This window comes from Buttiauxella brennerae ATCC 51605, from assembly GCF_001654925.1.
GTDB classification, from domain to species: domain Bacteria; phylum Pseudomonadota; class Gammaproteobacteria; order Enterobacterales; family Enterobacteriaceae; genus Buttiauxella; species Buttiauxella brennerae.
On record NZ_LXER01000020.1, the window covers coordinates 64513 to 76213 of the forward strand.

Annotated in this window: 9 protein-coding genes; 8 read left to right on the forward strand and 1 reads right to left on the reverse strand. The window is 49.4% G+C overall.

From position 1 onward, the window contains the following. Window positions 1-42: 42 nt before the first annotated feature. Entirely contained in the window at window positions 43-1236 is a 1194-nt protein-coding gene (gene uxuA / locus M975_RS12140; protein WP_064559716.1) for a mannonate dehydratase, read from the reverse strand. Window positions 1237-1446: 210 nt separating this feature from the next. Between uxuA and M975_RS12145 the strand changes: the two genes are divergently transcribed. The 8 genes from M975_RS12145 to M975_RS12180 all read left to right on the forward strand — a co-directional run bounded on the left by M975_RS12145 (window position 1447) and on the right by M975_RS12180 (window position 11701). Beyond that, a complete protein-coding gene (locus tag M975_RS12145) occupies window positions 1447-2910 on the forward strand; it encodes a mannitol dehydrogenase family protein (RefSeq protein ID WP_064559719.1) in 1464 nt (487 codons plus the stop codon). A 133-nt stretch (window positions 2911-3043) separates the two neighbouring features. After that, window positions 3044-4024 carry a CobW family GTP-binding protein gene (locus M975_RS12150; protein ID WP_064559722.1) on the forward strand — a complete coding sequence of 327 codons (981 nt, stop codon included), beginning with the start codon at window positions 3044-3046 and terminating at the stop codon, window positions 4022-4024. 41 nt (window positions 4025-4065) lie between these two features. Continuing rightward, window positions 4066-4773: a phosphatase PAP2 family protein gene (locus M975_RS12155; RefSeq protein ID WP_064559725.1), complete on the forward strand. Its 708-nt coding sequence runs from the start codon at window positions 4066-4068 to the stop codon at window positions 4771-4773. A 422-nt stretch (window positions 4774-5195) separates the two neighbouring features. Then, the gene (gene mepS, locus M975_RS12160; RefSeq protein ID WP_064559728.1) at window positions 5196-5762 is read left to right on the forward strand and encodes a bifunctional murein DD-endopeptidase/murein LD-carboxypeptidase; all 567 of its coding nucleotides are present in this window, start codon (window positions 5196-5198) and stop codon (window positions 5760-5762) included. A gap of 236 nt (window positions 5763-5998) precedes the next feature. Then, window positions 5999-7585, forward strand: a complete 1587-nt coding sequence (locus M975_RS12165; protein WP_064559731.1) for a cyclic di-GMP phosphodiesterase — start codon at window positions 5999-6001, stop codon at window positions 7583-7585. A gap of 179 nt (window positions 7586-7764) precedes the next feature. Further along, complete coding sequence (locus tag M975_RS12170; protein ID WP_064559734.1) at window positions 7765-9573, forward strand: extracellular solute-binding protein; 1809 nt, start codon at window positions 7765-7767, stop codon at window positions 9571-9573. A gap of 8 nt (window positions 9574-9581) precedes the next feature. Beyond that, complete coding sequence (locus tag M975_RS12175; RefSeq protein ID WP_064559736.1) at window positions 9582-10679, forward strand: microcin C ABC transporter permease YejB; 1098 nt, start codon at window positions 9582-9584, stop codon at window positions 10677-10679. Beyond that, a complete protein-coding gene (locus M975_RS12180; RefSeq protein ID WP_064559738.1) occupies window positions 10676-11701 on the forward strand; it encodes a microcin C ABC transporter permease in 1026 nt (341 codons plus the stop codon). The genes M975_RS12175 and M975_RS12180 overlap by 4 nt, the downstream gene beginning before the upstream one ends.

An 11701-nucleotide genomic window follows, 5' to 3' on the forward strand; every position in this document is an offset into this window, starting at 1 on the left:
AAAACGCGCCGTTCGGCGCGTTTTTTATTACAGCGTGACGACTTACTTCAACAAGTCAGGGAACATGACTTGTTTCAGAGCCAGCTCCACACCGCGAACTTCAGCCAGACCTTTCAGACGGCCAATCGCTGAATAACCTGGGTTGGTTTTCTTGTGCAGATCGTCAAGCATCTGATGACCGTGATCCGGACGCATTGGAATCGGACGCACATCACCAGCATTTTTACGACGTTGCTCTTCAGTCAGAATCGCTTTCACTACCGCAACCATGTTCACATCACCTTGCAGGTGAGCGCCTTCATGGAAGGTTTTCGGGTTATCTTCGCGGCACGTTGCGCGCAGATGGGTAAAGTGAATGCGGTCGCCGAAGGTTTCAATCATGCGAACCAGGTCGTTGTCAGCGCGAACGCCGTAAGAACCGGTACACATGGTGAAGCCGTTATAAATACTATCAACAGTTTCTTTCAGCCATTGCATATCTTCAATGGTAGAAACGATGCGTGGCAGGCCGAGAATTGGACGCGGTGGATCATCCGGGTGAACCGCCAGACGAACACCGACTTCTTCCGCTACGGCAACAATCGCACGCAGGAAGTACGCCATATTTTCGCGCAGTTGATCTTTATTGATGCCGTCATATTCCGCAAGACGTGCACGGAACTGGTCGAGGGTGTAACCCTCTTCCGCGCCCGGCAAACCAGCGATGATATTGCGGGTCAGTTTTTCTTTTTCAGCATCAGACATATTGTTGAAGTAGCCCAGCGCCTGGCGCTGCTCTTCTTCGCTGTAGTCAGCTTCAGCACCTTCGCGCTTGAGGATGTGCAGCTCAAATGCTGCAAAAGCAATCTGGTCAAAACGCAGAGCGCGTGAACCATCTGGCAATTCATATTCCAGATCGGTACGTGTCCAGTCCAGAATTGGCATGAAGTTGTAGCACACGGTGTCGATGCCACATTCTGCCAGGTTACGAATGCTTTGCTGGTAGTTTGCGATATGCTTATCGAAGTCTCCGGAGTGAGTTTTAATTTCTTCGTGCACCGGAATACTTTCTACCACTGACCAGGTCAGCCCTTTTGCTGCCAACACGGCCTGACGCTCTTTAATGTCAGCAACCGGCCAGACTTCACCATTTGGGATGTGATGCAGAGCAGTAACGACACCGGTCGCGCCCGCCTGACGCACATCATCCAGAGATACCGGGTCTTTCGGGCCATACCAACGCCATGTTTGTTCCATCGACAGTTCCTCAGTTAAGTTGTCATACCAATTCTATAATGCTGTATTGACTACTACCATACCGGATTCTTCTTTCTGGTCAAATTTTGCGGTGACATTGGTTGATCCAGCTCACATTAAAGGGATAAAGACAGCAGACCAATTTAATTTGCTGTCATATAACTTTAGACTGAGCCATGTTACTAATTAGTTAACCAGGATTTGCATTTTATGAACACAATTGCTTCAGTCACGTTACCTGCCGATATTCAACAGCCTCTTTATGACCGCAAGGCTTTAAAAACTCGCATCGTCCATTTTGGTTTTGGGGCGTTCCATCGCGCGCACCAAGCGCTGTTGACCAATCGAGTACTGAATAAATTAGGGGGTGACTGGGGTATCTGCGAAATTAGCCTGTTTAGCGGCGATAAGCTGATGAGTTCGCTGCGTGCGCAGGATCATTTATACACCGTGCTGGAAAAAGGTCGCGACGGCAATCAGGCGATTATTGTTGGCGCGGTAAATGAATGCCTGAATGCAAAACTTGATGGCCTTGATGCCATTATTGAGAAATTTTGCGAGCCACAGGTCGCGATTGTCTCACTTACCGTAACGGAAAAGGGTTACTGCATCGACCCGGCAACGGGCAAACTCGACAACAACAACGAACGTATTATTCACGATCTGCAAAACCCGGCAGAGCCGCACTCCGCGCCAGGAATCCTGGTGGAAGCCCTGAATCGCCGCCGCGCACGCGGGCTGCGCCCGTTTACAGTTCTTTCATGTGACAACATTCCTGACAACGGCCATGTGGTGCGCAATGCTGTGATTGGCATGGCTGAAACCCGCAGCCATGAATTGGCCGACTGGATCCGCGAACATGTGACATTCCCGAGCACCATGGTCGACAGAATCGTGCCTGCGGCAACGCCAGAATCCTTGCAAGAGATCACCGATACATTAGGTGTTGAAGACCCGTGTGCTATTTCCGGCGAACCATTTATCCAGTGGGTGATTGAAGATAATTTCGTTGCAGGCCGCCCGGCGTGGGAAGAAGTGGGCGTCGAGATGGTTGACGATGTGATGCCCTGGGAACAAATGAAACTGCGCATGCTCAATGGCAGCCACTCATTCCTTGCTTATCTCGGCTACCTCGCAGGCTATCAACATATTAATGACTGCATGGCAGACGAGAATTTCCGCAAGGCAGCGCATCGTTTAATGATGCAAGAACAAGCGCCAACACTGCGCGTTACGGGCGTAAATCTACAGCAGTATGCCCACAACCTGCTCGAGCGTTTTGATAACCCGGCGCTGAAACACCGCACCTGGCAAATCGCCATGGACGGTAGCCAGAAGCTGCCGCAACGTATGCTTGAGAGTGTTCGCTGGCATCTGCAACAGGGTGATGAGTGGCCTTGCCTTGCTTTGGGCGTTGCCGGGTGGATGCGTTATGTCAGCGGCATTGACGACGCGGGCAACGAAATTGATATTCGCGACCCATTAGCTGGAAAAATTAAAACGCTGGTCGAAAGTAGCACCCTTAACGAACGTGTCCCTGCCCTGCTCAGCCTGCATGAAATCTTTGGCAGCGACTTACCCGCAGATGAGCTATTCGTCGAGCGTATCACTGCTGCCTGGAATGAGTTAGGCAAAAAAGGTGCACGTGCTGCGGTCGCAGATCTGGCCCGTTAATTTAACAATCAATGCCTTTAACCCGCTTCACAAGGATGTGAAGTGCGCTCAGGCTTCATTTTTTGGCAATTGTTGTTCAGGATAGTGATAATTAACCATCACGTAAGGTTCACTTAACCTGTCCGGAGCGCTTGTGACTAAAACCAATCTGATTACCGGTTTTCTCGGTAGCGGTAAAACCACCACCATTTTGCATTTGCTGGCAAATAAACCTGAACATGAAAAATGGGCCGTGCTGGTCAACGAATTCGGTGAGGTCGGAATCGACGGCGCATTGTTGGCCGACAGCGGTGCATTATTAAAAGAGATCCCCGGCGGTTGTATGTGTTGTGTCAACGGGCTGCCGATGCAAGTTGGTCTGAACACACTGCTGCGCCAGGGCAAGCCCGATCGCCTGCTCATTGAACCCACGGGCCTAGGCCACCCGAAACAAATCCTCGATATGCTGACCGCCGAAGTTTACCATCCGTGGATTGAACTCAATGCCACACTCTGCCTGCTGGACCCGCGCCAGTTGCTCGATGAGCGGGCTGTCAGTAATGATAATTTCCGCGATCAGCTCGCAGCTGCCGATATCATCATTGCGAATAAAGAAGACCGCGCAAGTGATGAAAGCCGCCTTGCGCTGGCGCAGTGGCAACAGCGTGAAGCTAGCGGGCGTGACATTATCGGTGCGCAAAACGGCAACATTGACATCACTCTTCTCGACCGACCACGTCAGAACCTGCGCGAGCTTCCTTCCAGCCCGGAACATAATCACAGTCATGCCGCAACACGTGGTCTTGCAGCATTAAGCCTGCCCGAACACCAGCGCTGGAGACGCAGCATTAACAGTGGTCAGGGTTATGTGGGTTGCGGTTGGATTTTTGACGCCGACACACTTTTCGACACAGTCGGGATCCTGGAATGGGCTAGACTGGCCCCCGTTGACCGCGTTAAAGGCGTGCTACGCATTAAAGAAGGTTTAGTGCGTATCAACCGCCAGGGCCATGATTTTCATATCGAAACGCAGAACGTAGCCCCACCTGACAGCCGCATTGAGTTAATTCATAGCGGTGACACTGACTGGAATGCGCTACAAAACTCGCTGTTGAAACTCCGTTTAAGTTTGTAAGCCTACCCTTTCACCTTTGTTAAAATATCTCGTGATTTTGTATGAATACTATTCGATTTACTCCAATCCTGGTGCTCAATGCACTGGGGTTAGCACTATTTTTTAGTTGGTTCCTACCCGAAGGGCATGGTTTCTGGTTTGCCCTGGACTCAGGGGTCTTCCATTTCTTTAACCGCGAGCTGGTGAAGAGCCACGCCTTCCTGGTGTTTGTTGCCGTGACCAACAACCGGGTGTTCGATGCCATTTCGCTATTAGCGATGGGCTCACTGTTTTTCTGTTACTGGCGCAAAGAGTCAGCAACCGGACGCCGACGCAGCGTTATCATGGGTATTGTGATGCTATTTTGCGCAATTATTATTAACCAGCTCGGCCATTTGATTCCGGAGTCTCACGTCAGCCCAACGCTGTATTTCACCGATATCCATCGCGTCAGTGAATTGCTGCATTTCCCTACGAAAGATGCTTCGAAAGACAGCTTTCCTGGCGATCACGGATTAATGCTGCTGATTTTCACTGGGTTCATGCTGCGCTATTTCGGCAAAAAAGCGTTCGTTATAGCCGTTATTATTTTCCTGATTTTCATCATGCCGCGCATGATGATCGGCGCACATTGGTTTACGGATATCTTTGTTGGCTCGTTATCTGTTGCGCTTGTTTGCTTACCGTGGGTGCTATTAACCACAATAAGCGATGGGTTAATTAATCTACTGGATCGCTATTTACCAGGCAAAAACAAACCCATTCATTAACATAAAATAAACATGGTTTAACGCTAATCATCAGGGATTGGAAACGATCCCTGATAATTCCGTTCCAACTGCCAAATTCCGTTCGATTTTTAACCCCTTCCATTCCCCAGGCAAATGAGTCACCTGCACAGATAAGCAACCGCTATGGTTAACAAACGCGCAATATTACTCATTAGATTTTAACATCACAATTTCTTATAAAAATTCAGTGAAAACCACTCGCCATGCCTGTGTTGATGAGGTAACCTCGAGAACGTTTTGTGCTTTTAGCCAATTCATTCGCAGTGTGAATAAATTTGTGCGTCATGCCACAGTTTTGCTCATAAGCAATTGTTTCATTACGTATAGATAATTAGTCTCGTCACGTTGGTATTTTGTATAACGATATTTATCGTTAAGGACATCAAGGGATAACAAACATAATGGTCAAGTCTCAGCCTATTTTGAGATATATCTTGCGGGTAATTCCCGCTGTTGCTGTGGCAGTATTGCTGTCAGCATGTAGTTCGACAAACACCGCAAATATGCATTCTGAGACGCATGCAGTCGGCAATAAAGATGGTTTTTTACTGCAAGCTTCTCAGGATGAATTCGAAGAGATGGTCCGTAATGTAGATGTGAAATCACGTCTTATGGATCAATATGCAAGTTGGAAAGGCGTGCGTTATCGCCTCGGTGGTAGTAATAAAAGCGGTATTGATTGTTCTGCATTCGTACAGCGCACATTCCGTGAACAATTTGGGTTAGAGTTGCCTCGTTCAACTTCTGAACAGCAGGATTCAGGTAAATCGATTTCACGTAGCAAATTACGTACTGGCGATTTAGTTCTGTTCCGCGCAGGTTCAACGGGTCGACATGTTGGTATTTATATCGGTAATAATCAGTTTGTACATGCTTCCACCAGCAGTGGTGTGACGATTTCAAGCATGGATGAGCCTTACTGGAAAAAGCGCTACAACGAAGCCCGACGTGTATTGAGTCGCAGTTAATGCGAACGTTGCAGACAGTTACTCCCTTGGCTGTACTGCAAAACAACAATATGACGAGACAAGAAACGCTGCTTAATGCAGCGTTTTTTATTGCTTAAAATTCACCCAATTAAACAATTATAAAATGATGGTGATTTTCGTTCGAAACTTTATGACGTATTGATAGTTTTTGCGTTATAGTCCAAAAAAACGCAAATAAACAATAAGTCTCTTGCGCCTGCAGGAACCATTCAGACATGTTTTCTAAAAATATTTTTTCACGTTACTTTACCTCTGTCCGGCAAATTGCCGCCTTCAGTATTTTGGCGGGCGTACTTGCCGCGCTGCTGATTGGTGGAATAACCAGCCTGACGCTCCACAGCAAACGTGAAGCAAGTTATGACACGTTCACGGAAGACATGCGCGAATATCTGGGCACCTTCTTCCGGGAGCTTCAGTCCACCACCAGCAGCATTCAGCCGTTGACCCTTGCTGATTGCCACCAGGTTTCAGGCGAACTCACTTCACTCGCAGCCTTCAATGCCAACGTCCGGGCCTTTGTGCTGGTGCGTGACGGCGACGCCTACTGCTCTTCGGCAACCGGCAGCATGTTGATGGACATGCACCAGCTTGTTCCTGATATCGACATTAATGAAAACATCGATCTGGTCATTTTGTCAGGAACACCTATGATGCCGGGAAAGCCAACCATCGCAGCGTGGTTTAAAAACCCGGTGATGGCCGAACGCGGTGTTTTTGCCACGCTGAATGTCAACCTCACTCCGTATTTACTCTTCTCAACTCGCCAGAGTAATATGGTTTCGATGGCGATAATCGCGGGTGATAAAGCACTCACCACGCTTTCCAGCAACGTGATGAATGTTTCCGAGCTGCCGCCACACCCTACGCGCGTTATCTCCCTTCAGGGTTACCCCATCAAGATTGCGCTGTATGGCAAAACCTGGCCTGCTGAAGATATTCAAATCTCAATCCTTACCGGGCTTATCTTCGGCATTCTGTGCTCTGCGCTGTGCGCTTATTTACTGACGATGCGTTTACGCTCTGGCAAAGAAATTCTGACCGGCATCAAACGCGGGCAATTTTATGTCGTCTATCAGCCCGTGGTGAATGCCAAAGATTTAAAGATGTCTGGCGTTGAAGTGTTAATGCGCTGGAACCATCCAATTGCCGGCCCCATTCCTCCGGATGCGTTTATCGCTTTCGCAGAAGCTCAACAGCTGATTGTTCCCCTCACTCGCCATTTGTTTGAATTGATCGCGCGTGATGCTAAAAAACTCCAGCATGTTTTACCACCTGGTGCCCGACTCGGTGTGAACCTGGCGCCCAGCCACCTGCACTCCCCGACCTTTAAAGAAGATATTCAAGCTTTTGCAGCCTCGTTACCTCCTCATCATTTCCAGCTTATTTTCGAAATTACCGAACGCGATATGATTAAAGAAAACGAAGCCAGTTGCCTGTTTACCTGGATGCATGAGCAAGGGTATGAAATCGCAGTGGATGATTTTGGTACCGGGCACAGTGCGCTTATCTATCTCGAGCGTTTCAACCTGGATTATTTGAAGATAGATCGCGGCTTTGTTAACTCTATCGGCTTTGAAACCGTCACCTCTCCGGTTCTTGATGCGGTGCTTACGCTTGCACGCAAGCTGAGTATGACAACGGTTGCTGAAGGCGTGGAAACGCCTGAACAGGCCAGATGGTTGATTGACCAGGGTGTAAATTACTTACAAGGCTATTATTTCTCACGCCCTCTCACCCTTGAACAATTGCAGCATTGGGAAGACCAGCAAAAAACGTACGATGAGCTGGTTATCCGCCAGTAATGTCAAACTCCCTGCCAGCAATATCCATGGCCCAGAAGATGCAGCTTGAAGTATCACAGGCATAACTTATGATTTACCATCATGATGTTATAATGCGGTGGTGCATTACCTGGGTATTGATATTGTTTCGGGATGAAATGATAAGGTAATCTCCCCCCTAACAAGGATTGGCCAATACGATGTTTGCCCGCACCCTCGCCCTGCTGAGCCTTTGCCTGATTGCAGCCCCAGGCCTTGCTGAAAACATCAAGGAAAGCTATTCCTTTGCCGTTTTAGGTGAGCCTAAATACGCCATCAACTTCACTCACTTTGATTACGTAAACCCTGCGGCACCTAAAGGCGGAAACATCACGCTGTCAGCGATTGGTACTTTTGATAACTTCAATCGTTATGCCCTGCGTGGCAATCCAGGCGTGCGCACCGAATCCTTGTATGACTCGCTGTTTGCCACCTCAGATGATGAGCCCGGAAGTTACTACCCATTGGTCGGTGAAATGGCGCGCTACCCAGGTAACTTTGCGTGGGCCGAAATCGAAATTAATCCGCAAGCGCGTTTTCATGACGGAACCCCCATTAAGGCCAGCGATGTCGCTTTTACCTTCAATAAGTTTATGACTGAAGGTGTGCCGCAGTTTCGCCTGGTTTATAAGGGCGCGACCGTGAAAGCCATCGCGCCATTAACGGTGCGAATCGAACTTGCACAACCCAGTAAAGAACGGATGTTAGGGCTGTTCTCGCTGCCAGTGTTCCCTGAAAAGTTCTGGAAAGACCACAAACTCAGTGACCCACTTTCTGCTCCCCCACCGGCCAGCGGCCCTTATAAAATTACGGCGTGGCGCATGGGGCAGTACATCACCTATTCCCGCGTTAAGGATTACTGGGCGGCAAACTTGCCCATAAACCGTGGCCGCTGGAATTTTGACTCCATCCGCTATGATTATTACCTCGACGACAACGTCGCCTTCGAAGCTTTCAAAGCAGGTGCGTTCGATTATCGTAGCGAAGTGTCAGCCAAAAATTGGGCCACGCGTTATATCGGTAAAAACTTTGCCAACCATTTCATCGTAAAAGAAGAACGGCCAAACGATGCGGCACAAGATGCACGCTGGCTGGCGTTTAACATTCAGCGCCCCATTTTTGAAGACCGAAAAGTGCGTGAAGCCATTGGCCTGGCTTTTGATTTTGAATGGATGAATAAAGCGCTTTTCTATGGGGCATACAGCCGGGCGAACAGTTATTTCCAGAATACGGAATATGCCGCTCGTGATTTTCCGAATGCGGATGAACTCACGCTACTGGCTCCGATGAAAAAAGATTTGCCGCCAGAGGTCTTCACGACTGTCTACAACCCGCCGAAAACCAACGGCAATGGTTTTGATCGTGCCAATCTGCTTAAAGCACTGTCGATGCTAAAAGAGACCGGGTGGGAGCTTAAAGACCAGAAGCTCATCAACGTTAAAACGGGAAAACCCTTTACCTTTGAATTATTGATTCCCTCCACGGGCAACACGCAGTGGGTGCTCCCTTTCCAGCATAATTTGCAGCGCCTGGGCATCACGATGGACATTCGCCAGGTTGATAACTCACAACTGACTAACCGCCTGCGCAGTCGTGACTACGATATGATGCCAACGGTTTACAGCGCCATGCCTTATCCCAGCGCTGACGTGCAAATCTCATGGGCCTCAGAATATGTCGACTCCACGTATAATGCGCCCGGGGTGAAAAGCCCGGTAGTCGACAAACTGATTAATCAGATTGTCGCTAACCAGGGCGATAAACAAAAATTGTTACCCTTGGGGCGAGCGCTGGACCGCGTACTAACCTGGAATAATTACATGATTCCGATGTGGTACATGGCCTCAGACCGCTTCGCCTGGTGGAACAAATTCTCAAAACCGGCTATTCATCCGCTATACACAACCGGGTTTGACACCTGGTGGTATGACGTTAATAAAGCCGCTCAACTACCTGAAAACCGGCGTTAAGGGAACATATGGGAAGTTATCTGTTACGCCGCTTGCTGCTGATAATCCCTACGCTGTGGGCGATTATCACCATCAATTTTTTCATCGTGCAGATAGCACCTGGTGGGCCAGTTGATCAGGCGATCGCCGCGATACAATTTGGCCATGGCTCAGGGATGCCGGGAATGGCGACAGACTCGATGGGAAGCGGGCATGCGCGGGTTGGTGTGGGTAATGTTGGCGACAGCCAGTACCGTGGCGCACGCGGCCTTGATCCGGAAGTGATCGCCGAAATCACGCACCGATACGGTTTTGATAAACCGATTCATGAGCGCTATTTCAAAATGCTTGGCGATTACCTGCGTTTCGACTTCGGCGATAGCCTGTTTCGCAGCGCATCTGTTCTCAATCTGATTAAAGACAGCCTGCCCGTTTCAATCTCAATTGGCCTGTGGAGCACATTGATCATCTACATCGTGTCGATTCCACTGGGCATACGCAAAGCCGTCAGCAACGGCAGCAGTTTTGATATCTGGAGCAGCACGTTCATTATTATTGGCTATGCCATCCCTGCCTTCCTGTTCGCTATTTTGCTGATTGTATTATTTGCCGGTGGCAGTTACCTGGACTGGTTCCCCCTGCGCGGCCTGGTCTCGACCAATTTCGATAGCTTGCCGTGGTACGGCAAGATCTTTGATTATCTGTGGCACATCACGCTACCGGTGCTGGCAACGGTGGTGGGTGGTTTCGCGACATTAACCATGCTGACCAAAAACTCATTTCTCGATGAGATTCGTAAACAATACGTGGTTACGGCGCGAGCCAAAGGGCTGGATGAAAAGAAAATCCTCTATCGCCATGTATTTCGCAATGCCATGCTGCTGGTGATAGCTGGTTTTCCTGCCACGTTCATCAGTATGTTTTTTACCGGCTCATTACTCATTGAAGTGATGTTCTCGCTTAACGGTTTAGGTTTGCTGGGTTACGACTCAACTATTTCTCGCGACTATCCGGTGATGTTTGGCACGCTCTACATCTTCACCCTGATTGGCCTGTTGCTGAATATTTTGAGTGATATTACCTACACGCTGGTTGATCCGCGTATTGATTTTGAGGGCCGGGGATGAAGCAGTTAAATCCAGTCAATCAGGCTCGCTGGGCCAGGTTTCGGCAAAATAAACGTGGCTACTGGTCGTTATGGATCTTCGGCATTCTGTTTCTCTTTAGCCTCGGTTCGGAACTGATCGCCAACGATCGGCCGTTAATCGTGCACTACCAGGAGCGGCTGTATTTCCCGTTTATGGCCAATTATAGCGAGAGCGATTTTGGCGGCCCACTGGCGACTCCCGCTGATTACCAGGACCCATGGCTTGCCAACCGCCTGAGCCAAAATGGTTGGGTGTTGTGGGCACCGATTCGCTTTGGTGCGAATGCCGTTAACTTCGCCACCACGGTCCCCTTCCCTTCGCCGCCAAGCCAGCAAAACTGGTTAGGGACTGATGCCAATGGTGGCGATGTACTGGCACGCATTCTTTATGGCACGCGTATTTCGGTGCTGTTCGGCCTGATGCTAACGCTATTTTCCAGCGTGATTGGCGTGCTGGCGGGAGCCGTGCAAGGTTATTACGGTGGTCGTGTGGATTTATGGGGCCAGCGTTTTATCGAAGTGTGGTCCGGCATGCCGACGCTGTTTTTGATAATCCTGCTGTCGAGCGTTATCCAGCCCAACTTCTGGTGGTTGCTTGGTATCACGGTTTTATTTGGTTGGATGAGCCTGGTGGGTGTCGTTCGCGCGGAGTTTCTTCGCACGCGTAACTTCGACTATATTCGCGCCGCTCAGGCGATGGGCGTCAGTGACTGGTCGATAATGACCCGTCATATGCTGCCAAATGCCATGGTTGCCACGCTCACATTCCTGCCATTTATTCTTTGTGGCTCGATTACCACCCTTACCTCACTGGATTTTCTGGGCTTTGGGTTGCCGCTTGGCTCACCGTCACTGGGTGAACTGCTGCTGCAAGGTAAGAACAATTTGCAAGCTCCGTGGCTTGGCATCACCGCATTTCTCTCGCTGGCAATATTGCTGACGTTACTTATTTTTATTGGCGAAGCAGTGCGCGACGCCTTCGATCCGAGCAAGGCGCACTGA

Excerpts from the sequence above, each read along its gene's own strand:
- M975_RS12145 (WP_064559719.1), top strand. The coding sequence starts at position 1,447 with ATGAACACAATTGCTTCAGTCACGTTACCTGCCGATATTCAACAGCCT.
- uxuA (WP_064559716.1), bottom strand. The coding sequence starts at position 1,236 with ATGGAACAAACATGGCGTTGGTATGGCCCGAAAGACCCGGTATCTCTG.
- mepS (WP_064559728.1), top strand. The coding sequence starts at position 5,196 with ATGGTCAAGTCTCAGCCTATTTTGAGATATATCTTGCGGGTAATTCCC.
- M975_RS12180 (WP_064559738.1), top strand. The coding sequence starts at position 10,676 with ATGAAGCAGTTAAATCCAGTCAATCAGGCTCGCTGGGCCAGGTTTCGG.
- M975_RS12165 (WP_064559731.1), top strand. The coding sequence starts at position 5,999 with ATGTTTTCTAAAAATATTTTTTCACGTTACTTTACCTCTGTCCGGCAA.
- M975_RS12170 (WP_064559734.1), top strand. The coding sequence starts at position 7,765 with ATGTTTGCCCGCACCCTCGCCCTGCTGAGCCTTTGCCTGATTGCAGCC.
- M975_RS12175 (WP_064559736.1), top strand. The coding sequence starts at position 9,582 with ATGGGAAGTTATCTGTTACGCCGCTTGCTGCTGATAATCCCTACGCTG.
- M975_RS12155 (WP_064559725.1), top strand. The coding sequence starts at position 4,066 with ATGAATACTATTCGATTTACTCCAATCCTGGTGCTCAATGCACTGGGG.